Source organism: Sphingobacterium thermophilum (assembly GCF_039541675.1).
In the GTDB taxonomy this organism is placed as follows: domain Bacteria; phylum Bacteroidota; class Bacteroidia; order Sphingobacteriales; family Sphingobacteriaceae; genus Sphingobacterium; species Sphingobacterium thermophilum.
In genome coordinates this window covers 36,643-63,217 of the sequence record NZ_BAABGR010000015.1, presented here as the reverse complement: position 1 = coordinate 63,217, position 26,575 = coordinate 36,643, and the positions used below count along the sequence as shown (strand labels likewise).

Sequence of the window (26,575 nt, the reverse complement as noted above, 5' to 3'; positions counted from 1 at the left end):
ATGACATGACGGGTATTAGAAGTTTTCCAATGCTCTTTTCACATCTTCCATAAGCCACATCGGGGTGGATGTAGCACCACAAATACCCACTGTATCTCCTTCAGCGAAAAGTGTCTCATCCAGCTCTTCCGGTCCCGAAACAAAGTAAGTATTGGGATTGGCCGACTTGCATACATCATAAAGCACCTTGCCGTTGGATGATTTTTTACCGGACACGAAGACTATTTTGTCATACTGCTTGGCAAAATCACCCAAATCCTCATAACGGTTGGATACTTGTCGACAGATGGTATCATTGGCCTTCACGTCATACCCTCTCTTGATAAGTTCCTCTTTAATTTCGTAAAACTTGTCCACACTTTTGGTCGTTTGGCTATATAAAGTAAACGACTGAGGTAGATTTATACTGTTGAGCTCTTCTAAATCTTGGAAAACGATAGCTTCATTATTGGTTTGTCCCTGCAGACCGATAACCTCGGCATGGCCATGCTTACCGAAAATAAGAATCTTCTCATTCTCATCGTAAGAGGTCTTGATACGGTTTTGCAGCTTCAACACTACCGGACAGGAAGCATCAATAAGGGTAATATTATTTTCCAAGGCTATGCGATACGTTTCGGGTGCCTCTCCATGGGCACGAATCAGCACCTTCTCATTCTGCAAGGTAGGAAGAACGTCATGGTTAATGATACGGAGTCCCTTTGCCTTAAGCCGCGCCACCTCCTCATCATTATGCACAATATCTCCCAGACAATACAGATAGCCGTCTTGTTCTAGAATCTCTTCGGCCATGTCTATGGCGTATACCACACCAAAACAGAACCCCGAATCTTTGTCGATCGTAACCTGCAGATTTTTTGACATATTACAAAGTTACTAAATTGCCGTCTTATCAAAAAAGTTTGGACCAATAACTAAAAAACATTCAATTTAATATTTCTTTATATTTTTTCAAAATCTTTACCTTTGCAAAAAATTTGAGAAAACAAGCTATGGCAACGAACAGAACTTTTACGATGATCAAACCAGATGCAGTAGCAAATGGTCACATCGGCGCTATTTTAAATGACATTATTGCCGGCGGTTTCAAAATCGTGGCAATGAAATATATTAAATTGTCAACAGAAGCTGCTAGTCAATTCTATGCAGTACACAAAGAAAGACCTTTCTTCAACGATCTAGTAAGCTTCATGACTTCAGGACCTATCGTCGCAGCTATCTTAGAGAAAGAAAATGCGGTTGAAGATTTTCGTAAATTAATCGGTGCTACCAACCCTGCCGAAGCAGCAGAAGGTACTATCCGCAATAAATACGCAAAATCTATCGACGCTAACGCTATTCACGGTTCTGACTCTGACGAAAACGCAGAAATCGAAGGTAACTTCTTCTTCTCGCAATTCGAAAGATTCTAATTTGAAATCCGCATAAGCAAAAAAGGACAATCCGAAAAGATTGTCCTTTTTGTTACAAAACATTTAAAAATTTCTTTTTCCCAGATATTCGTCCTCCTTAGAGGTCATCAGCTCTTTATCTTCCTTTTTCTTATCCAGATACCCGCATAGGTGTAGCACACCATGGATAATCACGCGATGCAGCTCATCTCTCTCAGTAACACCGAACTTCTCTGCATTTTCGCGCACACGCTCCACCGAAATGAAGATATCGCCCGCAATAACATTTTCCTCCTCCGAATTGTCGAAAGTGACAATATCGGTATACGTGTCATGATTAAGGTATTGCTGGTTTATGTTCAGCAGATAGGCGTCCGAACAGAAAATAAAATTCAGCTCGGCAACACGCTTGAAACCTTCCGCCTTGACAGTTTCTCCTATCCAAGCTCTTATTTTGCTTTTATCTTTTAAGGTGAAGTCAATATCCTCACTAAAAAAAGAGATATCCTTTAATGCCATTATTTAAAAACCTTTTGATTCCATATATGATTGCAAGATAATTGTCGCCGACACCGTGTCGATCAACGCCTTACTTTGTCTTTTATTTTTGCGCATACCCGATTGGGCAATAGCCGAAGATGCCATCTTGGATGTAAACCTTTCGTCCACCTCCACCACTTTAATCGACGGAAATTCCTTCTGTAACTTGCGGATAAATCCTACCACATGCTGTGCCGATTCTGATGCTGTACCATCCAGCTGCAGTGGCTTCCCTACCACGAAAGTTTCAACCTGTTCGGTTTTCAGGTATTCCTTCAAAAAGGTAAACACCTCATCAGGATGTATCGTAGTCAGGGACGTTGCTATTATTTGCAGCGGGTCCGACACCGCAATACCAATTCGTTTGGTTCCATAGTCAAAGGCCATCAATCGCATAGGCTTCCAAAATTTTAACAAAGGTACGATTCCATTTTGAGGATAAAAATCTATAAATTTGGTAGAATTTATTATACAATCATTATGCGACAACTTTATTTATTTGTTCTCATCATCTTCCTTCCCTCTTTTGTGAAGGCTCAATCGTATGAGAAAGAGATCGAAGAATACCGCAAAACCATCAAAACACAGCTCGAACAGGACGCCTACGGCCCTCTGCGCAAGGAGAATGTACAATATCTATCTTATTTTCCGGCAGACAAAAAGTATGTCGTGGAAGCGAAAGTGAATTATTTATTTAACGAACCTTCCTTCCGCATGCCTACCTACGACGGCACCAGCAACGAATACAAACGCTTCGCCCTGCTAGAGTTCGAACTCAACGGTGAAAAAACTACGCTTACCGCCTATCAGAGTGTTTCCCTACTCCAAAACCCTAAATACAAAGATTATTTATTTTTACCCTTTTTGGATTTGACAAACGGTGAAGAAACCTACGGTGGAGGACGTTATATCGAGCTGGATGCTTCGACCATCAAAGACAACAAGATTGTCATAGACTTCAATAAGGCATACAACCCTTATTGCGCATACAGCTCCGGTTACAGATGTCCTCAGCCTCCGGCAGAAAACACCATCTATCAGAAAATATTAGCCGGCGAAAAGAAATATGTCGGCCCAAAGAACGAAAGACCCGTAAATAAAAATATGGCACAAGGATTTACAGATAAAGAAAAAGCTATTATCCTCAGTGGAGATAAAGAAAGCAAGATGCATGTATATCAGGTTACGGATGAAAAAGAACTTGCCGTCCTGCGCACGCCCTCCCAAGACGTGAAGGTCGACGACCCTCTGTTGGAAATCTTGGAAAAAAGAATGCTGCTTACCGTTCAGGATCCTGATCATCCCGGCGTAGGTATTGCCGCGCCACAGGTAGGTGTCAACAAAAACCTTATCTGGGTGCAACGTTTCGACAAAGCCGGCGAGCCGTTTGAATTTTACATTAATCCTAAAATCATCTGGCGCTCCAAACTTACTCGGCTAGGGGCGGAAGGCTGCCTCTCTATCCCCGACAGAAGAGAAAACGTGAAACGCAGCTACGCCATACGTCTACAATACTGGGACAAAAAGGGTAATATCATCGAGGAAAACATAGAAGGCTTTACCGCTGTTATCTTCCAACACGAAGTAGACCACCTCTACGGTATACTCTATCCGGACCGCCTGGAAGAACAGGAGAAAAACCCTGATGTCCCACTAAACGATAAAATTCAGTTTTCCATAAATCCGCAAGCAGTAAGACCCTAATAAAAAACGCCGACAGAATCAGTCGGCGTTTTTTATTGTGTTTATCGTTCTATTAGTTTGATTTCAAATAGTTGTGGCCACAGTTTTCCGGTAACGAAAAGACGTTTACCTTTGGCGTCATATGCTATGCCGTTAAGCTCATTGTCCGTCTGTTTTCTCCCTTCAGCCTCCGTATAAAGCCCCACAAGATTAATCCTTCCTTCGACCATACCGTTTTGTGGATTGATAATAACGATAATATCCTGACCGTATACATTAGCATACACCTTTCCTTCAATATATTCCAGTTCATTTAGATTGGCAACAGGGCCGTTTTCATCATACACCCCAATAAACCCTTCTTCTTTTCCGGTTTGTGCATTCAGAAAATACAGCTTGTTACTGCCATCCGACTTGATAAGACGGCTGCCATCGTAAGTGAGCCCCCATCCTTCTCGACTGTTGCCATACTCAAAGGAACCGATCTTTTTAAAGGTATTCTTATCGTAAAAAAACCCTTTGTTATGCTCCCAGGTCAAAAATACAATCTTATCACCCACTATGGTCATCCCTTCACCAAAGAAATCCTCATTCGGTTGTTCGATTTTGATAATTTCACCTGTGTTAAGGTTTACCTTGCGTAGAGAGGTCACTATTCCATCCAACATGCTCGGCTGTCCCGTAGTCTCGTACAAAACCCCGTCGGCATATTGCAGACCTTGTGTATAAGCTTTGGTGTCATGCGGGTATCTGTTTACCACCTCAAACCCATAATTTTTTGCGGCTCCCGGCAGCACCACAATATTGCTGTATGCTATATCTTCCTTACCTTCAGCATACACCTTAGCAGAAAGAGAGCGGTCTCCGAAGCCATAGTTTTTAGTGTCTAACTGTACACTAGTGGTGTCTGTCTTTCGGGCAATAACTTCTCCATCCACCGAGTACACCACAGAATCTATACTGTTGAAAGGAATATTCAGCTTTAGGGTTACAACCTCTCCGAAAGCCACCCTTGTACCTGACTCAGGGTGAATAAACTCGAACTTCCCCTTTGTGGATTTACATCCGAAAACACCCAACACCCCTAACAACGCCATTCCTGCAAAATATCTGATATTCATATTGCTTTGTTATTTCCTGTTAATCATTCCAAAAAGCATCTTTGATAAGCTCTACCCTGCCATCCGCCAAATATACCGAAACAATATCAAAACGTATATCACCCTCATACTCTTGCTGTTCGATAAAATTTTCGGCAGCCTCCTGCAGGTGTTGTCTCTTCTTCTGATCCACAAAATCCACAGGCTCTCCAAAAGACGTCATGCTACGGCTCTTCACCTCAACAAAGACCAAAACATCCCTTTCCTTAGCCACAATATCAATTTCCCAACGTTTGTAACGCCAGTTGACGAAAAGTATGCTGTACCCCTGACCTTCCAAATATCGGGTTGCCAACTGCTCTCCGTATTTTCCGCTTTCCAGATGTTTAGCCATAATCTATTTGACAACCGTATTGCCCAACAGCTGTCCCAGCATCTTCTCCGCTTCTTTCAACTTCTGGTATTTGTGCAGCTCTATCTCCATATCTTCTGGAGAAAGATTCTTCTTCAGCTCTTCCCGCACACGAAACATTTCCCGCTCAAACTTACGCTTTTTAATCCTGTAGATTGCTTGTATGACCAAGTCTTTGAGATGTTCTATTTCCTGTGAAACATAGATCTTACGCTTCTCATCATTCCACTTCGGGCTTACCTCATACTTGCTGGCCACACAGTCTATAGCCAATGCCGACACCTCAGGATCTTGGCTGGAGACAAAGTATTTTGCATCCGGCACCTCGAAGTTTTCGGCCTTCCTTCTGAACTCCTCCACAATTTTTGCTGAAGCAGCATCTTCAAAGGTCACATCCTCAATACTTCCCAGCAGATAGGGCGCTACAGGAGTATCTCCGTCCCCTTCCCATGTCACCAGTTCCTGACCATAGTTCAATAATATGCGTATGATTTCTCTTTCCTGCAATATGTCGGAGGTAAACGAAGTGGCCACTGTCGGCTCGTTGCTGCTTCCCACTCCTCTTTCTTCGTCCGTCAGGAAAAGATCCGCCGGAGACTCCTGCGGGCTGACAGTCACCGCCCCCTGTTTGGATGCAGCCTGCGCCTTTTTCTCTTGCGAACGAGCCTTGCTGATACGCATCTTGTTGAGCTCTGACAGCAACACCCGTTCCTCAATATCCAACAGCGTACTACACTGACGTATAAATAGAGAAACCTTGATTTCATCAGGAATCAAAGCGATGCTTTGCACAACCTCTCGGATAACTTCCGCTCTTTTGATAGGATCGTCATGTGCATCCTTAAGTAGAATATGAGTCTTGTAGAAGATAAAATCTTCCTGATGCTGTTCTATATACTCTTTGAAGGCTGCGGAGCCTACTTGCTTGACATAAGAATCGGGGTCATTGCCATCCGGGAAAAGCAAAACTTTTACGTTAAGTCCTTCCTCCAAAAGCATGTCGGTACCCCGCAAGGACGCTTTGATTCCCGCCTCATCCCCATCGTAGAGGATGACAACATTTTTCGTAAAGCGTGAAATCAGCCTTATCTGCCCCGTAGTGAGGGAGGTTCCCGAGGAAGCTACCACATTTTCTACGCCGGCCTGATGCATGGCTATGACGTCGGCATACCCTTCCACCAGATAGCATAGGTCGGCATCCATAATAGCCTTCTTCGCAAAATAGATACCGTAAAGGACATCCGATTTATGATAAATCTCGGACTCTGGTGAATTGACATATTTCGGAACAGACTTGTCGGTCTTGAGCGTCCGCCCGCCGAAACCTATCACCCGCCCCGTAAGATTATGGATAGGGAAAATAACACGCCCTCTGAATCTGTCGTACAGCGAATGGTCGTCTCGCTCTATAGCAAGGCCTATCTCTTTAAGATACTCACTCTGGAAGCCGGCCCTCTTAGCCTCATCTACCAAAGCCGTCCATTGGTCAGGAGAGTAGCCTAGCTCAAACTTCTTTATTATATCTTCTCTGTAACCCCTCTCCTTGAAGTAGGACAACCCAATAGACTGTCCTAACTCCGTCTCCCATAGATTTTCTTTAAACAACTTGCTTGCCCACTGGCTTAGCACAAAAAGGCTCTCACGTTTATCTTGCGCGGCAATCTGTTCCGGCGTACGTTCTACCTCCTCAATTTCGATATGGTATTTATTGGCCAGATAGCGGATAGCCTCCGGATAGGAGAACTTCTCCAGCTCCATGACAAACTTCACTGCATCACCTGCCGCGCCACACCCGAAACATTTGTAAATACCTTTAGAAACGGAAACGTGAAAGGAAGGCGTCTTCTCGTTATGGAAGGGACATTTCCCGATTAAAGAGGTGCCCCGTTTCTTTAAATCCACAAAATCTCCTACTACCTCATCAATACGGGCGGTATCTAGCACTTTATCTATGGTTTCTTTTGCTATCAAGATAATTCTCCTTTGATGTTCGACGCGCTTTTCCTCAAATTTAGAAATTATCCCCCATATTTAGGGCGAAATAACATTTTATAACACTTCTATGTGAAAAGTACTTACAAACATTTATTACTTTTGTTAGTAATATCAAAAACAACAAAATGGCTTTTCAAATAAAGAAAATATGCTGTATTGGTGCCGGTTACGTTGGTGGCCCTACCATGTCCGTTATCGCTAAGCAGTGTCCTGATATACAGATCACATTAGTGGATGTTAACGCTGCACGTATAGCGGCCTGGAACGACGACAATTTGGACAACATTCCGGTGTACGAACCAGGACTGGCTGAAATCGTAGGAGAGTGCCGCAACAGAAACCTCTTTTTCTCAACCGACATCGACAAAGCCATAGATGAGGCCGATATGATTTTCATCTCCGTGAATACCCCTACCAAAAATTATGGTAGAGGAAAGGGGATGGCAGCGGACTTGAAGTATATAGAGCTCTGCGCAAGACAGATTGCTCATGTAGCGAAAAACGACAAAATCGTCGTAGAAAAATCTACCTTGCCAGTACGTACGGCAGCAGCACTAAAAAGTATCTTGGACAACACGGGTACCGGCGTAAACTTCCACATTCTGTCCAACCCCGAATTTCTGGCAGAAGGAACAGCCATCAAAGACCTGCTCGAACCAGACAGAGTGTTGATAGGAGGTGAAAACAAAGATGCCATCCAAGCGTTGGTGGACATTTATGCCCGCTGGGTGGATAGAGATAAAATACTGACCACCAACCTTTGGTCTTCAGAACTTTCCAAGCTTACGGCAAATGCCTTCTTGGCACAGCGCGTCTCTTCTATCAACTCCATTTCGGAGCTGTGTGAAAAGACTGGCGCCAATGTGGACGAGGTTGCCAAAGCCATAGGTATGGACTCGCGTATAGGCCCTAAATTTTTGAAAGCATCTGTAGGGTTTGGTGGCTCTTGCTTCCAAAAAGATATATTGAACCTTGTATATATCGCCAGAAGCTATAACCTTCACAAAGTGGCGGACTACTGGGAACAGGTCATCATCATGAACGACCACCAAAAACACCGATTCGCCGACAACATTATCCAGACCCTTTTCAACACGGTCAACGGTAAAAAGATTGCCATATTAGGCTGGGCCTTCAAAAAAGATACTAACGATACCAGAGAGTCTGCATCTATCTACGTGGCGGACTATCTGCTCAACGAATTGGCCAACATTTCGGTCTATGACCCTAAGGTGCCGGCAGAAAAAGTTTTTATTGACCTAGACAACCTGAACTCTCGTCCTTCGGAAGAAAATAGAACCTTAGTAACCGTAGAGAAAGACCCTTATCTGGCCTGCAAAGATGCGCACGCCATAGCCATCCTCACTGAATGGGATGAATTTAAGGATTACGACTGGAAACGTATTAAAGAGCATATGATGAAACCGGCCTTCATCTTTGACGGACGTAAGCTGCTCAACCGTAAAGAGATGGAAGCTCTTGGATTTATTTATTATGCTATTGGAGAATAAAAAACATAAAAGGTCGAGAATATTTCCTCGACCTTTTATGTTTTATCCCTTAACAACCTTTAACCCAAAGCCTTTGAAGAATCATGTTTGATATGATCCAGCAATGTTGGGTTTAAGATATTACAGCTTTTCAGCATATCCCGGACAGGATATTTAGCTACCACTTCCTGCAAGGCTGCTAGATGTCGATCATGATGCAAATCCGTACCCACAAAATCATACATCCCCGATTTCAGAAGCGTCAATGCTGCCGATTTGACCTCTACACCGTAATAACGACTGATAGAAAGCAAATTCAGCTGCATAAGACATCCAGCATCACGGATTTGGTGATACATGTTGAAATTATAATGATAATAATTATAACGTTCCGGATGAGCAAGCACGGGCTTATAGCCTAATTTTTGAATATCTTTAATCGTTTGAAACAACGCCTTGGACTCGGAAAGATATGACATCTCAATCAGCACATATCCCCCAGGCATGACACATAAGTTATCACGCTCGATCAACGGCACAATGCCATCGTCAATCATATGCTCTGCGGCAGGAAAGATTTCCACTTTGGAATTTTGCTCCGCAAGAGCTCCTTTTAAAGCTTGATATGCCGTCTGTATAGTACTTTTGGTATTAGGATGTACACCATCCATTATATGTGGAGTACAGATAAATTTACTGAATCCTAAACTGTTAAGACCTTTTATCAACTCTAACGATTCATCAACAGATTTACTTCCATCATCAATGCCCGGCAACAAATGGTTATGAACGTCCACTTCTAAAAAGGCTAGCTTTCCAAGCAATCTCACCTTACTATCCGCCTCGCCTCTTTTTCCAAACAGTCTAGAGAAAAAATTCATACAGTTTTACATTTTCTTTATTCATATATCTTATTAACGACAACAAAACTCGTTTTGCTACATAATTTATTTTATTTATCTTAAGATATATATGGACAAAAATACAATTTTCATGCCATTGCTTCCCATAGGTTTTGTAGCAATATCTTTACAAAAGAGATAAAATTGCATAAACAAGTGTTCTTAGATAATCTGAGATGGATATTGAGTATATTTGCTCCACCATAAAATAAAAGAAATATGATTATAGCAGTAGATTTTGACGGAACCATTGTGGAAAATAAATACCCCGAAATCGGAAAACCTTTGCCTTTTGCCTTTGATACATTGAGACAGCTGCAAAATGAAAATCATATCCTTATTTTATGGACCGTCCGGGAAGGTCAATTGTTGCAAGAAGCTGTTGATTTTTGTGCCAGACATGGCCTCATCTTTTTCGCTCATAATGCCAACTTCCCTGAGGAGGACAGAAGCACAGCTCCCCGTAAGATCAATGCAGACCTCTTTATTGATGACCGTAACTTCGGAGGCATGCCTGATTGGGAGTTTATTTATCAAGCCATACACCAACACAAAGGTAAAAATTTGATTTTCGCAGAAGAATTAGTAGCAAGAGAAAATAAAAAGAAGAAAAAATGGCGATTATTTTAATGAAATGCCTATGAATAACAAACTTCAGCGTTGGGCTGCTTTGCTCTTTATACCATTTGCAGCCTGTAATAATATATCTAACACCAATACGAAAGTAGAAAAAAAAGATACCGTATCTCAACAAAATATCTTGACCAAAGTAGAAGATTTTTGGGAGAATTACGATTTTACTGATACTGCAAAAATCAAAGATCCCGATTATGGCGAACAAGCATTTGTAGATTTTATTAACCTTTTTCCTAACAGCTCTGAAGAATCTATTACAAAAGGTATTGACAGATGGATAGAAAAGTCTGTGACGGCAGGGAAGGAGGTTTTCAAATCCTTCGATAGCATTGCGGACAAATATCTTTATAATGTCAACTCACCTTATTATAACGAAAAATATTACGCCTTAATCCTCAAACAGTACATCCAGTCACCCGTAGTAGACAAACTACGGAAAGAAAAATATAAAATCCTATTGGATCTTATCAATAAAAACAATGTGGGTACTCCTGCCACAGATTTTACTTTCAAAACGCAGGAAAATAAAAACTATTCTCTTTACCGAATAAAATCCGACTATATCATTCTATTCTTCTACCAGCCGGGATGTCCTGTCTGTGAACAACACATTTCCTTGTTAAGGGAAAATACCCTATTCCAGGACTTATTAAAGAAAAATGTAACTATGTTGGCTATATATCCTGATGGAGACGAGAAAAAGTGGGAGAATTACAAAGAGAATATTCCTGTAAGCTGGATTAATGGGATGGACAGCAACAAAGACCTCTTGAATAAAAGATTGTATGATCTTAAAGCTTCGCCAACCATTTATCTGTTGGATAAAGACAAAAAAGTGATCTTCAAAGACGGAAACATTTCCGATATTCTGACGTATCTCCAAAGAAGATAATTTCCTTTTATAAAAAGATAAGGCCAACATAAAAAGTTGGCCTTATCTTTTATCTAAGAATAGTTCTTAAGCCTTTTGAAAGAAGGCTTTTAACTTTTTCCATATTGACTTATTATCGAGATGCTCTCCGTAACCATAGCCATAGCCGTAACCATAACTATAACCATACCCATATTTAAGCTTTTTAAAGTTCACTCCATTGATGATAAGATTCATGTTGGTCAATGTTTTCTCATCATGTACCTTTTGGATGGTTGCCAATTCTCTTTTATCCATTACACCGGAGCGAATCACAAACACTGACACATCTGAGACTCTGTTTACTATAGAACCATCTGCAACTATTCCTAGAGGCACACTATCTATCAATATATAATCATACTGCTCTCTTAATTGCTCTATAAGACTATCCAGACGTTTGCTCAACAGCAGCTCAACGGGGTTCGGAGCAATGATTCCCACAGGAATAATATCTAACCCAGGAAATCCCAAGCGGTCTTTATAGATAATCTGATCCGCTGTAATCTTAGAATCTGCCAGATAATGTGTCATACCCGTAGGCATCGGTACATTAGTACGGTTGGTTAATGTTCCTTTACGCAAATCTAGATCAATAAGGATTACCTTCTTTTTCAGGAAGCTTAAACTAACGCCAAGGTTAAGGATGGAAAAAGTCTTCCCTGCTCCTACATAAAACGAACTAAAAGTAATAACTTTGGCGTCTCTCTCACCAGCACTTAAAAACCCTAAGTTTGTCCTAAAAATACGGAATGCTTCCGAAATCTCGTCGACTCCCTGTTCAGAGACTATAATTCCCCGTGATGCAGACTTAACACTTTTCGACAATGGAATTTCGGCAATAACCGGAACAGAAGTACTGTTTTCCACATCACGTCTGCTATAAATCTTATTGTTAAAAATTAAGTCCAATAAGAAGATAATGGTAGGAATAATCAATCCTAATCCAAGACCTAATGCCACCTTAGTAAGTTTTGTTGGACTAACAGGAACATTAGGACCATATGCTGCATCTATAAATCGAATATTGTCATCCTCCATGGCTTGACTTATGGCATTCTCTTCCCTTCTGTTCAGCAAGAGGATGTATAGCTCCTCTTTAACTTTCTGCTGTCTTTCCGCAGACAGCATCATACGTTGTTTAGAGGGAAGACTTCTAGCTCTGTTGATAGCCTCATTTTCTTCTCTTTTCAGATTGGCGATTTTTATGTTGTAGCCCATGATGACATTGTCAAATGCCTTCAGGATGCCTTCGTGTATGATTCTTAAGGTCGTATTAAGCTCCTCGACCACAGGATTGGAAGAACTTCCTTCCATTAGCCTATTTCTCTTTAACAATAAGCTGTTGTATTCAGCTATCTGTGCTTCAATAGTTTGATCAAGAAGTCCTGTATTAGAAGGGATTAGTTCATCTTTGTTGGAAGCAATAAAGCGTTGACGCATATCTTCTACCAACTTTTTGGAAATTTCCAAATCCTTACTGCTAGATTTATATTCCCGCGTTTCTGACCAATACTGTTGCCCTGCTTCCTTAACATCGAGACCTAGATTGGAGGTTTTTATATTCTCTATACTTCCTTCTATGGATCCTAAATCTTGCTCAATAATCTTTATTCGTTCTCTAATAAAGTCCGCCGTGACTTCAGCTATTTTATTTTTATCTCTGATAGATTCATCATTATACATCTGCACAAGCCCTATCAAAATGTCTGCAGCTCTATCTGGAGACTGGTCCTTCAAGTTCATATCCAGCATAGCCACATCTTCCATTTGCTCAACTTGCAGATTAGCTAAGTACTTGTTGACAGCAACATCCAACGGAAGCTTCTCAACTATAATTTTTTTGTTGATGAACTTATTAATAGTTCCTGCATTGTCGGATTTTCGGACAATAATATTTCCTGCTGGTGTCTTCTGAATCTTATTTAGCTCGAGGTCCTGCTCAAACAATTCAGACTCTGTCTGTTGGCTAAAGCGTACTTTACCATTTGGCTGTATCTCTAATCCAAACTTGGTATAATTATCGGAATCGTTTACAAAGTCTACTCGGAGAGGAGAGTTCTTATAAAGTTCATTCATCCGCAGACCTTCCTTAATTCCATAATTAATGTGGGCATTAAGTTTTTCTACTGTCATACCCATTAAAGTTTTGGACTTCAACTGCAGGATTTCTGCATTTACATTTATCGTCGGCGCATAATAATTTTGCCGAGTAAGCTTCGCTACAGATAGTGTATTGCTAGTATTCGTTTTTACTAAGACTGTTTGTCTTTTTACATATGTAAAAGGAGAAGCACTGTAATTATAATAATAATAGCCACAGAAAACTATTAAAGAAAGCAAATACCACTTCCACTGTCTGGACAAATATTTCAACACATCCAAGACATTCAAACCCTTGTTATCCGATATCTGATTCATAAATGATTATTTAGTAGAAATTGCCCAAACTGTTGTTGCCACACTAATAACACTTAACACTGTACTAACTATTCTCCATGAACGCTCCTCATCTCCTCTAGGAAGCGCCGCTTTCGGCTCTACATACACGATATCATTTTGTTTCAAGTAGTAAACAGGAGAGTCGAAGAATGTAAGACTCTGGATATCATTCTTATAGATTTTTCTTACCCCATCTTCTTCTCGAATTACAACAATCTTATCTGCTGCGGCATTTCTGCTTAAGCCTCCTGCATCCGTGATAGCCTCTAACAAAGTTATTTTACCATCAGGAGCACTAATAATCTTATTTCCCGCTTCTCCTACTACAACAACTTTTAGATTCATCAATTCCACCTTCACAACAGGAGAGTTAATCAAATTGTTTGCAACCAATTTCTCTTTGATAAAATCTCTTAAACCATCCAATGTCATGCCTTCCACATGCAAAGTTCCCAACACCGGAAAATCAATATTTCCAAACTGATCCACCAGATATCCTCGCTCCATAGTTGAACTATTTACTGCTCCGCTTTCTGAAACAGTAAAAGCTCCTGCCTGATTATTAAAAGGTATAGCCAATTCAGGATTTCGAGCGCTCACTTGCACACTTATCCTATCATACTTCTGAATTTTCAATGGCGGAATGGGAGTTGCTTTGTATATAGAATCATACTGCACATCCTTGAAATAGACCACTTTCTTTGAATAAAGACAAGAGTTTAAACACATCAACAACGAAACTCCTATAAGTAAAACTAAACTTCTCATAGTTTATTTGTTATAATTCTGAACATGACTAAAGCATATTTGGGCGGCTTCCTTATCCGGAAGACAATGTAATTCTCCAATTTTAACTTTATCAATAATTACTACTAAAATATTAATTAATGTTGAATATAAGTTCAAATTCCAACGAATTGCCGAACAGCTTGGCAACAGTGCCAATAAGGCGTCCTTATCCTCTTTGACATAAAAAATATTGTGAGGAGCTTGTCTTAAACGAACCAAAGCCTTCAAAGGCCTACTCTCTGCTCGATAACATGGAGTCTTTCCACTCCATGGTGTGCCATAAACCCTTACCTCTTCATCCACTATACGTAAGGCTGGGTTGTCATCATTCAACAATTCAAAACCTTCATTATGTGTAAGCCATAGTTTGCTGTGTGTACTCTTTCCTGTACCACTTTTACCTAAAAAAGCATACCCTCCTTCGTCATTCATTACCACCGATGCATGAATCATCACACATTGATGCAACAAAGCCGATTGAGCAAAAGCCACCATACAAAACCAACTGATAAGTTGATTCTTAGGCTTATCTATTGGTCCGCAGTATATAACATTCTTTCTGAAATCTTTACTACTACGCATTTTCCACTGGATGGATGGATCGTTCTCTGTCTTGATAAGGATATAATACGCCTCCTCTGTCTCATAAAAAGTAAAATTATCTCCCCACACAATAGAAATATCACTCAACAATTTAGCTTTATCTCGCTCAAAAGGGAACTCTTCCTCCGTCACCGTCACACTGCAAGAAATAGGCTTATCAGACTGAAAACTTACTCTGAACGGCTCAAAATTGGGTAGCAACTCAGGCAGATTACATTCCGACGGGAAAGTAATATTCAACTGTAAGTCTGCTATACTGTAATATATTGATTGTGTCGTCACAAGCCTAAAATTTTAATTAAAGATTAATTTAACATAATATGTTTATTACAAAACAAGGTAACTTTTTTATCGTGTGTCACAAAAATAGCAATCTTCTTTTCTAACAAAGGATTGATTCTCTCTAAGAATAAATCAGTAGTCTCAGCATCCAAAGCCGAAGTGGCCTCATCAAACAACCATATTTTTTTGTCTCTCAAGATAGCTCTAGCTATAGCTATGCGCTGAGCCTGTCCTTCAGAAAGACCTAATCCAGACTCCCCTACGTAAGTTTCCAACCCCTCTGGTAAATCATAAACAAACTCGGCACAAGCATAATGAAGCACCTCTCTGATACGCTCTTCACTTACCATCTCATTCGTTGCGACAATATTCTCTCGGACCGTTCCTTTTAGCAGAGTATTTCCTTGTGGCACATAAGAAAAATTTTCTATATGCTCTATAGCTAATTCACTAACCGTACCGTCACCTGAAATTTTCACACTCCCCTGATTAGGTTTCAGCATGCCCAACATCAATCTGATCAGGGTCGTTTTTCCCTTGCCGCTAGCACCCGTAATCGCTACCTTATCTCCTAATTCAAAACGAGCATTAAAATCGTCAATGATACGTTCCTCACCGTAGCTAAAGCTTACCTCTTCAAATGATACATAATCGATTTGACCGAATTCGACCCCTTTCCGTTCTCTCTGAAATTCTACATTATTGAGATCCTTAACACGTTGTATTGCTACCTTGAAGCGGATGAAAGCAGGCACAAAAGCTCCCAAAGTCAAAATAGGGCTCTGAACTTGGTTCACCAGCTGCAAAAAAGCTGTCATCGTACCATACGTAATTACCCCCTGTTGAAGACGATAAACACCCCACACAAATGCCACCACATATCCAACACTCATAGCGGTACGCATTGCAGTCTGCGACAATAAAGAAAACCTTAGATGGGCAAGCTTAAGGCTGCTAAACGTATTTTGCTTTTCTATCACTTTACGAAGTCTTTTGGCAAGAATTCCCAAAGAGCGCAACACCGTCCGATAGCGTAGATTTTCCTGCATCACTACCCCCAACTCACTTTCCGAAGCTTTTACATCTTCGTTGAGCTTCTTCATTTTCCTAAAATAAATTTTGCTCAAAAAAAAGAGTGGTGTTATACACAAAATAATTATTGCCAACGACTTATCCAGCGTAAACAAAAAAATGAATGAAGCCAGAAGTTTTATAACGGTGATGACAAAAGCAATCCACGTAGAACTCAGCATCTGCACAATTTCCACACAGTCCGTATTAAGGCGAACTAGAATATCTCCTGTATCCCAGCGCTTTATAACACGCCAAGTGGAAAGCATCTGCCGCTGCAAAATTTTATACTGCACACCTTGCAACATCCGTATCTGCGTCTTCTGATTAACCCATTGACTAGAAGTTCGAAAGACTATGCCCAGCAAAACCAATCCTACCACGTAGCACAAATTCCATTGTAAAGAGCCTTCTTTAACGCCTAAAGCAATATCTATGGAATTTTTTGAAAAGAAAACAAAAAATAACGTACTTATAATGTTCAGTATCTCCAAGAAAAAATACAGCATCATCTTTCCTCTATATGCATTAGCTATAGAGAAAAGCCACCTGTTGTCTGTAAAAGAAATACCGAACATCCTTATCTTGCAAAAACTTTTGTGTACGCCTTATATAGAGGATACCAAAAAACTTCCTGAGGTACGATACGTAACAGAAATACTAAATGCGGCATTATTCTCTTAAAGACCGCATCACGCTTGGAATATCTCTCTGAACGCTTGACCTCGCCTTTTCTATAACGTATGTCATGAAAGCCAAAATTTCCACTATGTAAGATATCTTCCAACAACTTCTCTGTGCTCTTCTCCTCTGTTTCAGTATAAGGACTAAACTCTTTAGGAAGCCCCAACTTCAACACCAAGAAACTGTACATCAGCCGCATCCATCTTTCTAAGCCCAACTGTTTATAGATTTCTCTAAGCTTCTGTGCTTCTCTTTCATCGGGCTGGGTGATACTAAGCCTTGCCACATCACAAAACTGACGGAGCCCCACCCCAAAACCCATATAATGCTTTAGAATATGAGAGCTTGCCTGTACATGCGCCATAACAAAAGAGGGTGTCTGCACCTCTACATCTTTAATTCGAAAGCTCCTTCTCTTCCCTCCCTCTTCTTCCATTAACACAGCTAGGCGCTCCTGCACGAAAGGATTAAAAATATCTATCATCTTGGTGTGGTGTTCTACCTCAACTTTTCGGAAAAGATAGATCCTGCTATTATGGTCTCCTTTCTTTACCCTAATACCTTTGGAGGCCACCAAGGAGTTGGCCTTATGGAAATCTTCCTCCGACGCAAAATAAAGATCCAAATCGCCTCCTACACGCACCGAAGGTTTAATATAATTATTGCCTAGCCCTAACCCTTTTAACAACATGAAGTCTATGCCTTCTTGTCGAAATCCTTTGGTTAGGATATATAAGGCTTCCGAAAGCTTATTATTATTTCTTTCTATGGAATCTATGCGTGCCACCCACGACATCAAAAGTGCCTGTGGTGGATAATATTGTTCCGGCAGCAATAGTATACCCTCATATACTATTCCCTCAACCGTCTGTGCCTTAGCTACCTCCATAACAAGAGACCACTCCTCCGCCTGCAACGGGAATACAGACAAATCCTCTTGAGAGTTGTGCCACAACCCCATCCGAAGGAGCGTTAGGAAAGCTTCTCTTACTACGGACGTCATGTTGTTTATTGGATTATGAGTGCATTATCTTTGAAAAACTGGATAAGGTCAAGCATATCCTTCTTCAATTCATCATCCGACAATGCATCGACATCGTACTGCTCTCGCACCAATGCAATCATATCGTCCACCTCAAAATCCTTACCGTCCAACTGCTCCCAAAGCCAAGCGGCAGTTTCATTGAGAGTGTAAACCTTTGACATGTCGACCATGCCCTGTTCCGGAGACACAATCACATAATCTTTACCTACCTTACGGACTGTAAGTCCTTCCTTTAATCTCATAGCAATGAATATGTTAGAATATTTTACGAATCTTGAAAATCAACCAACGCAATGGCCGCAACAAAAACCAGCAAATCCCCATAAATACCTGTCCATTGCTGTTGACATCGACCTTTCCTTTCACTCCCTCAGCATATTTCACATATCCCAAGATGCTGGTACGCTCCACCTTTTCCACTTGAACTAAATTATTATCTCCCGCAAGCCAAACGTAATTGCCTCTCTTCCATACCAGCCTATGCAGGACATAACCCCAATCAATTCTAGCTAAGACAATCCTTCCCAATTTCAGGTCATCAGCAGTGATAGCAGACAACAACACCTTGTCCCCATGAGATAAAAAAGGCAACATACTATTTCCCTTGATGTGAAACATAACGTCCTTTCCCGACGCTAAAAAAACCTGCACCTCTTGGAAAAAAATGTCATTTTCTATTACCTTCTTTCCTATCCCATTTTCCTTGTTGTCCATATCAATTGTGCCAAATTAACAATTATTTTACAATATATTAACTGAATAGCCTGCTTCTTATGTCTAATTGTAGCTGTATCTTGATTTAATAAACTTATAAGTAATTCTATAGGATAGTATTATATATATTTAATGTCTTATCAATCATGGCATCCATGGTAAATACCGTATCGAAGCGGGTTTTGGCGCCTTTGCCCAACACCATACGTAAAGATTCGTCCTCACCTATTTGTTTGATTTTTTTCGCGAGATCTTTTGGATCTTCACGTTTACATAACAATCCGGAAACGCCATCCTGATTCACCCAGCTAACACCAGAACCCGGGATATCTGCCGTCACCACAGGTTTACCGCATGACATAGCTTCAATCTGCACTATCGCAAATGCTTCTGTCTTCATGATCGAACTCAGCACATATAAATCACAGGCATGGAAATAAGCGTGCGCTTCCTCTTCCGATAAAAAGCCTAATAGCTCAACCTTATCTTCTACCTTTAGTCGTACAATAAGATCTTTCAACGCTTCATGCAAGGGTCCCTTTCCGGCAATAATTACTTTATAATTGACCGGAAGATGTACTGCCGCCTTTATAAGATACTCATAGCCCTTATATTCCACCAACCGACCAATAGAATAAATCAAAAATTTATCCTTATACTTTTCCCGAATAGTTCTAATCTTTTCCTCCGGACAGGTTAAAGGATCTATCCCAATAGGGATATAGTCCATCTTGGATTGATAATCTTGGAGAAACGGCGATTGCTGTACGTATATTGGTGTAGTCCCTACGATATAATCAGCCCTTTTAATCAGCCAGTCTTGTAGCGGCTTATAAAGTTTCATCAAATTTTTCTGCTTCACAATATCGCTATGCCAATGAAGCAATACTTTTCCTTTGTAACCCGATAAGAAAAGCGCCAACGCCGCCATAGGATCCGGATGGTGTACATGGATAATATCATAGTCATTTGCTATACGTCTCAACCGCCAAAGCATGGAAGGAGCCAGCATCGTAGCAGCAACCTTCAACGCCGTAGGCATTACGAACACATTAGCATATGCATTAATTCTAATATCTCCCGCGGGATAATCTTCGGTAGAAGCACACAACATATCGCATTGAATTCTTCTTCGCGACAGCCCACGCATAATATCATACATCACCTTTTCCACTCCTCCGCGAATAGGATAAAACTTTCCTAACTGCAATATTTTCATTTCTTATCAGTCAATAAAAGGTTAAATAATTCTGCCCACGTATCTGCTTTAGGTTCGGCATATTCAATCTTTGGTTGAGCCTTCAAAAAAGAGTAGTCTCCAGTAATAAGTTTCTTCATCTTAAAAGCCAACTCTTCCGCAGATTCCGGATCAAAAAACGAAACTTGGACGGCTCCTGCAGAAGTTTCATAGGTATAAGGTAAATCCGCCAGAAGCATAGGCTTGTCATATGTTGCAAATTCCGAAATAGGAAGCCCCCAGCTTTCCACCTTGGAAGGGAATATAAGACAATGGCTTTTCTGATAATATTCTATAAGCTTATCTTTCGGCAAAAAACCTAAGAAATGTAGACATTTCAGATGTCCCCATTTCTTTTTAAGCCACTTTGCATACTTGTTTTCACTACCTTCCACTGTTATATATGCATCGAAGTCGGTAATTCCTTCTTTTTCTAACAGCTCTACGGCTTGGCAAATTACTTCAAAGTTCTTATGACTGTTGGGTGATCCCGCAAAGACAAAAGAGTAGTCATCAAAAAGATTACTACTTTCAGATTTCAAGGTCAGCGGTTGTCCTGGCTTGGCTACGATAATCTTAGCTTCGTCAATATCAAACATTGTGGACAACGCCGTCCTAAACCATTGTTGTTGGACTATAAGATACCTGTTCTTATGAATATTAGGTTTATAGATATATTTCGTGAATAAAGCAAACAAGGCAATTTTAGGAGCGAAGATGAGGTCATGCAACTTCCACTTATAGAAAGAATAGGCATTGTGACAATAAACTGCGCGACGCTCCGCAATAACATTCGGAGTCGTGTCATGTAAAGACAGCCACAGATAGACCGGGGCAAGCTCCTTAGAGATCTTTCGCATACTCACATACTCGTACCACAACCTATTGACCCATCTTTTCTTCGGCCACTTAGTTTCTATATACTCTATGTTAGGAAACAATGCCAAATTACGGTCATATACTATTGCAACAATACGATATTGTTGAGCTTTGTTAAATGCCGAAAGGTACTGAAGACACTCCCTCAGTATAGCCAATGTACCGGCTTCCAATAGGTTTACCGCAGAGACAACAATAGTTTTCTTTGTCATAATCAGTTCATCAAACCCTCAAAAAGAGATATCCATCGTTGCATAATTTTTTCCTCACCATAATTTTTTGAATTATCTATCGCTGCAAGCCCCATCCTTTTGCGCAAAACATCATCTTTCATAAGCAGAAGAAGCTTATCCGCAAATTGGTCTTGATTACCCTCTTCCACCAAAAAACCATTTTGGCCATCCTTAATTACATCTTTAGGCCCACATTTACACATATAAGACACCATGGGAACACCACACACTTGGCTTTCGAGAAGCACCATCGGCAACCCTTCATATCGCGATGTCATCACCAAAATTGAGCTGTTCAGATATGCCTCTTTAATGTTGCGCACCGGAGCAGCCAGCTCTATACTTTCTTGTAACCCCAGTCCATCAATCAATGCTTCAAAAACTTCCTTTAATGGCCCATGGCCATAAATCTTCAACTTCCAACCCGGTGCTTCACTGATTACACGTTTCCAAATATGGATAAGGTCATCAAAGCCTTTCTGATAATCATAACGGCCTACTGCAATAACCTGCTTATGCATCAGAGAGGATTTTTCATCCGACTCAAAGCTGTTGGCATTCGGAATCACCACAATATTATCCAATGCCCCCCAATAATTCTTGTCTTCTTCCGTCAGTACGACAAATCTGTCATACCGCTTTACTATTTTCAAATCTCTGCCGCTGCGAACCTTGTCAATCCAACCCATCAATCCCTTCCGCCCATATTGCAAACGCTTGAAACGTGAGAAATGTATCTCTACAACTTTCTTACTGCCATCCTTAATCTTTGGGACAAAACCAACATCATTATCAAACATCGAAACCACAATATCTGCCCTCAAGGATTTAAGATGAGACTCCAGAAGGCGGCGATGTTTCTTCTGCTTAAAAAAAAAGGACATAATGCGGAACAAAAGGCCTTTGTCCAAATCCTCTGTATAGTTTATTCCCAGGTCGATGCACTTTATGTCGGGATGCAAATCATAGAATGAAGGTCTTCCCTTCTGGTCAGTAGTAATAATAGTGACTTCATGTCCAAGCCGAACCAAATAATTAGCCTTGTTGGACAGCACGCGCTCCATCCCTCCCGAATTGAATGTTCCTAATATGGTGTAAACTATTTTCAAGATACTATAATTGAAATTTTCTAAATTCTAACTTCAATATTAACTATACCAAGCTTACTTGTTTTTCCGGAATAACTTGTTCTTCGTCCAGAAACTTATCTATAGAATAAAAAAGGGCATATATGAAAAATATATCCGTCGAAACTTTCACCCAGATTAAAAAGGTAAGAATCAAAAGGATTACAAAAAATTTCCACAAGTTAGGAACCTTATACATAAAGGCAATAGCGTTATACACAAAAAGCAGGGCAAACACCGAAAATCCGGTCAAGCCACAATACAATATAAACCTACAGTATCCAATGTCTGTCCCAAATTCAAAGTTTCCAAAAATACCCGTTCCTATTATCCAGGTTTTTGTATCCTCCGGCCATATCCACATTTCGTCGTTCAATTTATCTGTAGAGTCCGTACGCCACTCTCCGGTTTCAACCCAGTTAAAAAAACCTTCAAAAGCAAAACGTATATTCTCATAAAAATCTACATCTGTATAATATAAATAAGCTGTGATGGCTATAGCCAAGGTAAGTACAAACGCAAAGTTCAACCCTAGCTTTATCGAATCAAAGAAAACACGAACCTTAATAAGTCCTGAGAAAAAAAAGAAGTATAAAAAAGCAGGGAGAAGACCGACAAAAGTAGTCCGTGAAATGATATTTCCTACCAAAGCAACAAAGAAAAAAGCTACTAATATGAGAAGAGTTTGCTTTGTACTCTTTCGTATTTCGGTATCCTCACTAAGTAATACTCCGGTCATTAATAACACCACAGCAAAACGAACACCAGCAGAATCCAAAGCAGCACCAATACCGTATAGACGATTAATCTTCTTATAGAAGGATTGTCCTTGACTCACAACACTGTCTACGACCTGTTGTACCTCGGGAACAAAGTCAATCAGCAATGCCATAATGCACTGAAAGACACATACACCTAACATATAAAAGGTCAAATACTTAAAACTAAACACGCCATAATATGCACGAATGCATGCCCCCACAAAATATGCACTAAACATCCATATAGCATAACTCATAATGTAGGAAGCATAGGAATAGTCCTTTGTATTATTTATATCAGAAGAAATTAGACAGATGATGGAAAAGATCAATGCAATTAAAGAGGAGACTAGAACACTTATATTTAACTTCATTGAAACCACCTTATGGTCAAAGATAAACCAAAGCCCCCCCAATGCTGCCAAAATTATCTTTGTATTAATTTGCGGCGCAAACGAAAAACTTATCGGAAACAAATAAAAACTTGTAACAACCCCAAGAAGAAGCTTTATTATAATCCCCATAATTTTATCTATATATTATTCCATACATCACTCTCTGTACTAAAAAGTGGTAAAGTCTCAAAAACCAATATTGTCTATGATAAGCCATATATTGTAATAACTTAATCTTTTTTGATACTCGATTATTTTTCAAAATAAAGGAGTTAGCTTCACTATACCACTGCCCCCATTCTTCATAATTTTCTCTTTTATCCGAAATGAGCAAGGGTAACTTTATATTAAGCTTTAAATAGTTAACCCACTCTCTCCACTTTTCCTCCAAATAGCCTCGGCTCTGTGAAAAATAACTGTCTAATGCTTCCAAATTTAACGAAACTTCCTTCTTGTGTTTGTCACTATATATATTGGTAAGTGAATTTTCATTGGACTTGTCATAGAAATACATTGCCCTATCAATCATTTTGACCGAAGATGCATGACTAAACAACTTAAACATAACCAACATATCCTCCCCCATATTTATTCCATCCAGAAAGCGAATAGCATTTTGCTCATATAACTGACGGTTTACCATAAATAACCATAGATTCCACCTCATCACGCCCTTGGCCATCATTTCTATGGCACCTATTGGATCACACACCTGCGGCTGCTTCATCTCCCTTGCGTCTTTTTTCATCTTCAGCCACCAATTACACCCCACAATATCTATACTTTCTCCTTCCATTGAAGCAATAAACGTAGAAATACAATCCTCTACAATATAATCATCCGCATCCACGAAATATACGTACTGTCCTGAAACATGCTCGAGCCCCGTATTTCTGGCACTGGCAACCCCCTGGTTATACTCGTGAGTAAGCACAACATAGGAATAACCTTTCGCATGAAACCGCGTACTATATTCTTCTAAGACAACTTGCGAATTATCTGTACTGCAGTCATTTACTACCACCACTTCAATATGTGGATATGATTGATTCAAAATTGAATCCAACGATATAGACACAGATTTTTCTGCATTGTATACCGGTATAATTATAGAAACCGTTAGCTTATTCATTTCTATTTCTACCATGTGATCCAATCCTTCCTCCTGTTACAAATGCCAGAGAATTAGGACTGATTTTTTTCCAAACTTTAAATATTACAACACACAATATGGTACATACTACCGGAATTAAGAAATATCCAAGAAATTTCATGACTATTAAATCCTCTCCTGCTACCCTCACCCAAAAACCTTTTAACCAGTTGATTATATAAATTTCATGGATTACATAAACAAGGAAAGAAGCTTCAGCATACAACAACGAATACTTCTTTACATACTCATTTTGAGAAAGTTTTGAAAAAATATTAAATAAGCTCCAAACAGCGCAAAGAGCATAAATATTAAGTATATAGGGATGTAATGTTTCTCCATTCAAAAGAGTTGAGCAGAACAGCAGCACAATAGTCAAAAAACCAAAGATCCACTTATATCGTTTAGAAAAAGCCAATACATCCAAACGCAAATAAGAAAACATTGCCCCCATCCCAAAAAAAGCCATAGCGGTGGAACTCAGCCCAGGAATACCCGTATCTGGAAAGGCAACTAAAAGCAGTAAAAGAGGAATGATCCCATATACTTTTAAATAACGAAATAGATAGTAAAAAAAAGGCCAAATACATATCATGACTATTAAATCCCTCATATACCATAGAGGAAAGTTGACAGGATCTTTCCAATACCAATCAAAGAAATTTGTTTCTTTTAAATATAGAAAACCATAATCCACCTCTTTTCCCCATTGAATAAAGATTCTATTCTTTATCCAGAAGGCAAAAATTAGCATGGTATTCCAAAAAAAATAAGGAAAGAAAACTGTTCTAATCTTTTTTGAAAGGACACTTTTGTATATACTGAAGTTTAATTTATCAAGTCCCTTGAATACGTTGAAAAAATAATATCCCGAAATAAAAAAATAACAAGGTACTGCTACCGCACCAAAATTATGCGAAATCAACTCTGTAATAAAAACATACAACATGTTGCCCTCTGTAAAGTCCAAGCTAACGCGAGGATAATAAAGAGGAGTCATATGAATCACGACAACAAGATAAATCAAAGGAAACCGCAACATGTCTGCGATAACCGAAAAACTTGGTCTATTAATAGAATTATTATCCATGGGGATTATTTGCCTTCTATCTTGTTCATTAACTTAAGCCTCATAACTTAAGTTTTTATTACATATTAATTTCTCACAAAGAGCATTATTATATATGTTTTTTTACGTTGATTTCTAAAGCCTATTAAGTTATTGCATGATAGATTCTTTCTACTACCGCTATTTGATCTTCATTAAATTTCCTTGCAAATAGATAATCACTATCCATTAAGATATTGTAATCTTTCTCCTCCCAGATATGTATTCTTCCGTTATCCCACTGTATTTTTCTCATGCAGCCTATAGCTTCATCCGACTTATGGTAAATTTTATCCCTGAAATGAGAATTCCAACATATTGTATGTTTATATATTTCATCACTACAAAAGGTATAACGACAAAATGCTAATACCTCCGCCTTGTGGGCCAAAAGACACTTCACAAAATCATGTGTGACACTAACCCATTGAACTCCTTTCTTGAAAGAAATATCTGTATTTCTTAAATAATTTATCCATTCTTGAAATTTGATGAAAGCAGCTCTTACCCCTCTTTTTAACCAATATATAAAATTTTCATCTTCTGCTCTAAAGCTTCTTGGAAAAAGATGTATGCGATTCATCTTACGCTCCACCTCTTTGGCATAATCATATTGAGCAAATCCTATAAATTCCTTGCCGAAATGTTTGGCAAAAAAGGCATGAATATATTCTTGCGATTTTAGAGGCATATCCACGCCGGAAAGCAGATGGTAATAGCCATAATCTCTAACGACTGCAGCCTCGAACAACTTATATTCTGCCTCCACGATAGATTTATCTCCCCATCGAATATCTACACGGTCATCTAAAACAAATAGCTTTGCTTGATATGTAGTAAAAGCAGGAAGTTCTTTTATTTTTTTATCAAAGTGTATATAGATATCATTTCTAGAATCGTCTAATGCAGCAATAAGATATCTTGTCACTTCGAAATTATTATGGGCTAAAATCAAATACGCATGTCGCTTCATATCCTTGGCTCAACAAAATT

The 26,575-nt window shown here is 39.7% G+C and carries 26 protein-coding genes; 5 read left to right on the top strand and 21 right to left on the bottom strand.

Annotated elements, in window-relative coordinates; all coding sequences use genetic code 11:
• Positions 1-15 precede the first annotated feature (15 nt).
• Positions 16-864: a 4-hydroxy-3-methylbut-2-enyl diphosphate reductase gene (locus ABD873_RS06355; RefSeq protein WP_039053274.1), complete on the bottom strand. Its 849-nt coding sequence runs from the start codon at positions 862-864 to the stop codon at positions 16-18.
• Between the two features lie 128 nt (positions 865-992).
• Here ABD873_RS06355 and ABD873_RS06350 point away from each other — a divergent pair, with 128 nt between their 5' ends.
• Entirely contained in the window at positions 993-1,412 is a 420-nt protein-coding gene (locus ABD873_RS06350) for a nucleoside-diphosphate kinase (RefSeq protein WP_039053279.1), read from the top strand.
• A 63-nt stretch (positions 1,413-1,475) separates the two neighbouring features.
• Here the strand turns inward: ABD873_RS06350 and ybeY are convergent, their stop codons facing one another.
• Both ybeY and ruvX read right to left on the bottom strand, forming a co-directional pair.
• On the bottom strand, positions 1,476-1,910 hold the full coding sequence (gene ybeY / locus ABD873_RS06345) for an rRNA maturation RNase YbeY (protein ID WP_039053273.1): 435 nt from the start codon (positions 1,908-1,910) through the stop codon (positions 1,476-1,478).
• Between the two features lie 3 nt (positions 1,911-1,913).
• Positions 1,914-2,327 (bottom strand): Holliday junction resolvase RuvX, encoded by a 414-nt coding sequence (gene ruvX, locus ABD873_RS06340; RefSeq protein ID WP_039053272.1) that lies wholly within the window; start codon positions 2,325-2,327, stop codon positions 1,914-1,916.
• An 84-nt stretch (positions 2,328-2,411) separates the two neighbouring features.
• On the opposite strand from ruvX, the gene def reads away from it, so the two are divergent.
• Positions 2,412-3,635, top strand: coding sequence for a peptide deformylase (def, locus tag ABD873_RS06335; RefSeq protein ID WP_052258652.1), 1,224 nt, complete (start codon positions 2,412-2,414; stop codon positions 3,633-3,635).
• 41 nt (positions 3,636-3,676) lie between these two features.
• Here def and ABD873_RS06330 read toward each other — a convergent pair whose 3' ends face one another.
• Genes ABD873_RS06330 through dnaG form a run of 3 tightly spaced genes read right to left on the bottom strand, consistent with a single transcriptional unit; the run spans position 3,677 to position 7,097 of the window.
• Complete coding sequence (locus tag ABD873_RS06330) at positions 3,677-4,735, bottom strand: glutaminyl-peptide cyclotransferase (RefSeq protein ID WP_231561172.1); 1,059 nt, start codon at positions 4,733-4,735, stop codon at positions 3,677-3,679.
• Between the two features lie 19 nt (positions 4,736-4,754).
• Positions 4,755-5,108, bottom strand: coding sequence for a YraN family protein (locus tag ABD873_RS06325; RefSeq protein WP_345066158.1), 354 nt, complete (start codon positions 5,106-5,108; stop codon positions 4,755-4,757).
• Positions 5,109-5,111: 3 nt separating this feature from the next.
• Positions 5,112-7,097, bottom strand: coding sequence for a DNA primase (gene dnaG / locus ABD873_RS06320; RefSeq protein WP_345066155.1), 1,986 nt, complete (start codon positions 7,095-7,097; stop codon positions 5,112-5,114).
• 149 nt (positions 7,098-7,246) lie between these two features.
• Between dnaG and ABD873_RS06315 the strand changes: the two genes are divergently transcribed.
• Positions 7,247-8,632, top strand: coding sequence for a nucleotide sugar dehydrogenase (locus ABD873_RS06315; protein ID WP_345066152.1), 1,386 nt, complete (start codon positions 7,247-7,249; stop codon positions 8,630-8,632).
• 59 nt (positions 8,633-8,691) lie between these two features.
• Here ABD873_RS06315 and ABD873_RS06310 read toward each other — a convergent pair whose 3' ends face one another.
• Positions 8,692-9,492: a tyrosine-protein phosphatase gene (locus ABD873_RS06310; protein ID WP_345066149.1), complete on the bottom strand. Its 801-nt coding sequence runs from the start codon at positions 9,490-9,492 to the stop codon at positions 8,692-8,694.
• 240 nt (positions 9,493-9,732) lie between these two features.
• Between ABD873_RS06310 and ABD873_RS06305 the strand changes: the two genes are divergently transcribed.
• Together ABD873_RS06305 and ABD873_RS06300 are read left to right on the top strand one after the other, a co-directional pair.
• The gene (locus ABD873_RS06305) at positions 9,733-10,143 is read left to right on the top strand and encodes a BT0820 family HAD-type phosphatase (protein ID WP_345066146.1); all 411 of its coding nucleotides are present in this window, start codon (positions 9,733-9,735) and stop codon (positions 10,141-10,143) included.
• Positions 10,144-10,153: 10 nt separating this feature from the next.
• Complete coding sequence (locus ABD873_RS06300; protein ID WP_345066143.1) at positions 10,154-11,041, top strand: DUF5106 domain-containing protein; 888 nt, start codon at positions 10,154-10,156, stop codon at positions 11,039-11,041.
• A gap of 66 nt (positions 11,042-11,107) precedes the next feature.
• Here the strand turns inward: ABD873_RS06300 and ABD873_RS06295 are convergent, their stop codons facing one another.
• The 14 genes from ABD873_RS06295 to ABD873_RS06230 form a co-directional block, all read right to left on the bottom strand.
• Entirely contained in the window at positions 11,108-13,480 is a 2,373-nt protein-coding gene (locus tag ABD873_RS06295) for a GumC family protein (RefSeq protein WP_345066140.1), read from the bottom strand.
• A 6-nt stretch (positions 13,481-13,486) separates the two neighbouring features.
• A complete protein-coding gene (locus ABD873_RS06290; protein WP_345066138.1) occupies positions 13,487-14,269 on the bottom strand; it encodes a polysaccharide biosynthesis/export family protein in 783 nt (260 codons plus the stop codon).
• Between the two features lie 3 nt (positions 14,270-14,272).
• On the bottom strand, positions 14,273-15,175 hold the full coding sequence (locus ABD873_RS06285; RefSeq protein ID WP_345066135.1) for a hypothetical protein: 903 nt from the start codon (positions 15,173-15,175) through the stop codon (positions 14,273-14,275).
• A gap of 23 nt (positions 15,176-15,198) precedes the next feature.
• Positions 15,199-16,824, bottom strand: a complete 1,626-nt coding sequence (locus ABD873_RS06280; protein WP_345066132.1) for an ABC transporter ATP-binding protein — start codon at positions 16,822-16,824, stop codon at positions 15,199-15,201.
• Positions 16,825-16,826: 2 nt separating this feature from the next.
• Positions 16,827-17,933, bottom strand: coding sequence for a nucleotidyltransferase domain-containing protein (locus tag ABD873_RS06275; RefSeq protein ID WP_345066129.1), 1,107 nt, complete (start codon positions 17,931-17,933; stop codon positions 16,827-16,829).
• 5 nt (positions 17,934-17,938) lie between these two features.
• On the bottom strand, positions 17,939-18,217 hold the full coding sequence (locus ABD873_RS06270) for a PqqD family protein (protein ID WP_345066127.1): 279 nt from the start codon (positions 18,215-18,217) through the stop codon (positions 17,939-17,941).
• A 13-nt stretch (positions 18,218-18,230) separates the two neighbouring features.
• Complete coding sequence (locus tag ABD873_RS06265) at positions 18,231-18,689, bottom strand: S24 family peptidase (RefSeq protein ID WP_345066125.1); 459 nt, start codon at positions 18,687-18,689, stop codon at positions 18,231-18,233.
• Positions 18,690-18,795: 106 nt separating this feature from the next.
• Complete coding sequence (locus ABD873_RS06260) at positions 18,796-19,908, bottom strand: glycosyltransferase (RefSeq protein ID WP_345066123.1); 1,113 nt, start codon at positions 19,906-19,908, stop codon at positions 18,796-18,798.
• Positions 19,905-21,017 carry a glycosyltransferase family 4 protein gene (locus tag ABD873_RS06255; RefSeq protein WP_345066120.1) on the bottom strand — a complete coding sequence of 371 codons (1,113 nt, stop codon included), beginning with the start codon at positions 21,015-21,017 and terminating at the stop codon, positions 19,905-19,907. Before ABD873_RS06255 ends, ABD873_RS06260 begins: the two co-directional genes overlap by 4 nt.
• A 2-nt stretch (positions 21,018-21,019) precedes the next feature.
• Positions 21,020-22,147 (bottom strand): glycosyltransferase family 4 protein, encoded by a 1,128-nt coding sequence (locus ABD873_RS06250; RefSeq protein ID WP_345066117.1) that lies wholly within the window; start codon positions 22,145-22,147, stop codon positions 21,020-21,022.
• A gap of 43 nt (positions 22,148-22,190) precedes the next feature.
• On the bottom strand, positions 22,191-23,450 hold the full coding sequence (locus ABD873_RS06245; RefSeq protein WP_345066114.1) for a hypothetical protein: 1,260 nt from the start codon (positions 23,448-23,450) through the stop codon (positions 22,191-22,193).
• 4 nt (positions 23,451-23,454) lie between these two features.
• The gene (locus ABD873_RS06240; RefSeq protein WP_345066111.1) at positions 23,455-24,453 is read right to left on the bottom strand and encodes a glycosyltransferase family 2 protein; all 999 of its coding nucleotides are present in this window, start codon (positions 24,451-24,453) and stop codon (positions 23,455-23,457) included.
• Positions 24,446-25,564: an acyltransferase family protein gene (locus tag ABD873_RS06235; protein WP_345066108.1), complete on the bottom strand. Its 1,119-nt coding sequence runs from the start codon at positions 25,562-25,564 to the stop codon at positions 24,446-24,448. The genes ABD873_RS06240 and ABD873_RS06235 overlap by 8 nt, the downstream gene beginning before the upstream one ends.
• A gap of 124 nt (positions 25,565-25,688) precedes the next feature.
• A complete protein-coding gene (locus ABD873_RS06230; protein ID WP_345066105.1) occupies positions 25,689-26,555 on the bottom strand; it encodes a beta-1,6-N-acetylglucosaminyltransferase in 867 nt (288 codons plus the stop codon).
• Positions 26,556-26,575 lie beyond the last annotated feature (20 nt).

Bases quoted from the DNA above. Each gene is read 5' to 3' on its own strand.
- ABD873_RS06355 (WP_039053274.1), bottom strand. From the start codon at position 864: ATGTCAAAAAATCTGCAGGTTACGATCGACAAAGATTCGGGGTTCTGT.
- ABD873_RS06350 (WP_039053279.1), top strand. From the start codon at position 993: ATGGCAACGAACAGAACTTTTACGATGATCAAACCAGATGCAGTAGCA.
- ybeY (WP_039053273.1), bottom strand. From the start codon at position 1,910: ATGGCATTAAAGGATATCTCTTTTTTTAGTGAGGATATTGACTTCACC.
- ruvX (WP_039053272.1), bottom strand. From the start codon at position 2,327: ATGCGATTGATGGCCTTTGACTATGGAACCAAACGAATTGGTATTGCG.
- def (WP_052258652.1), top strand. From the start codon at position 2,412: ATGCGACAACTTTATTTATTTGTTCTCATCATCTTCCTTCCCTCTTTT.
- ABD873_RS06330 (WP_231561172.1), bottom strand. From the start codon at position 4,735: ATGAATATCAGATATTTTGCAGGAATGGCGTTGTTAGGGGTGTTGGGT.
- ABD873_RS06325 (WP_345066158.1), bottom strand. From the start codon at position 5,108: ATGGCTAAACATCTGGAAAGCGGAAAATACGGAGAGCAGTTGGCAACC.
- ABD873_RS06315 (WP_345066152.1), top strand. From the start codon at position 7,247: ATGGCTTTTCAAATAAAGAAAATATGCTGTATTGGTGCCGGTTACGTT.
- ABD873_RS06310 (WP_345066149.1), bottom strand. From the start codon at position 9,492: ATGAATTTTTTCTCTAGACTGTTTGGAAAAAGAGGCGAGGCGGATAGT.
- ABD873_RS06305 (WP_345066146.1), top strand. From the start codon at position 9,733: ATGATTATAGCAGTAGATTTTGACGGAACCATTGTGGAAAATAAATAC.
- ABD873_RS06300 (WP_345066143.1), top strand. From the start codon at position 10,154: ATGAATAACAAACTTCAGCGTTGGGCTGCTTTGCTCTTTATACCATTT.
- ABD873_RS06295 (WP_345066140.1), bottom strand. From the start codon at position 13,480: ATGAATCAGATATCGGATAACAAGGGTTTGAATGTCTTGGATGTGTTG.
- ABD873_RS06290 (WP_345066138.1), bottom strand. From the start codon at position 14,269: ATGAGAAGTTTAGTTTTACTTATAGGAGTTTCGTTGTTGATGTGTTTA.
- ABD873_RS06280 (WP_345066132.1), bottom strand. From the start codon at position 16,824: ATGTTCGGTATTTCTTTTACAGACAACAGGTGGCTTTTCTCTATAGCT.
- ABD873_RS06275 (WP_345066129.1), bottom strand. From the start codon at position 17,933: ATGACGTCCGTAGTAAGAGAAGCTTTCCTAACGCTCCTTCGGATGGGG.
- ABD873_RS06270 (WP_345066127.1), bottom strand. From the start codon at position 18,217: ATGAGATTAAAGGAAGGACTTACAGTCCGTAAGGTAGGTAAAGATTAT.
- ABD873_RS06265 (WP_345066125.1), bottom strand. From the start codon at position 18,689: ATGGACAACAAGGAAAATGGGATAGGAAAGAAGGTAATAGAAAATGAC.
- ABD873_RS06260 (WP_345066123.1), bottom strand. From the start codon at position 19,908: ATGAAAATATTGCAGTTAGGAAAGTTTTATCCTATTCGCGGAGGAGTG.
- ABD873_RS06255 (WP_345066120.1), bottom strand. From the start codon at position 21,017: ATGACAAAGAAAACTATTGTTGTCTCTGCGGTAAACCTATTGGAAGCC.
- ABD873_RS06245 (WP_345066114.1), bottom strand. From the start codon at position 23,450: ATGGGGATTATAATAAAGCTTCTTCTTGGGGTTGTTACAAGTTTTTAT.
- ABD873_RS06240 (WP_345066111.1), bottom strand. From the start codon at position 24,453: ATGAATAAGCTAACGGTTTCTATAATTATACCGGTATACAATGCAGAA.
- ABD873_RS06235 (WP_345066108.1), bottom strand. From the start codon at position 25,564: ATGGATAATAATTCTATTAATAGACCAAGTTTTTCGGTTATCGCAGAC.
- ABD873_RS06230 (WP_345066105.1), bottom strand. From the start codon at position 26,555: ATGAAGCGACATGCGTATTTGATTTTAGCCCATAATAATTTCGAAGTG.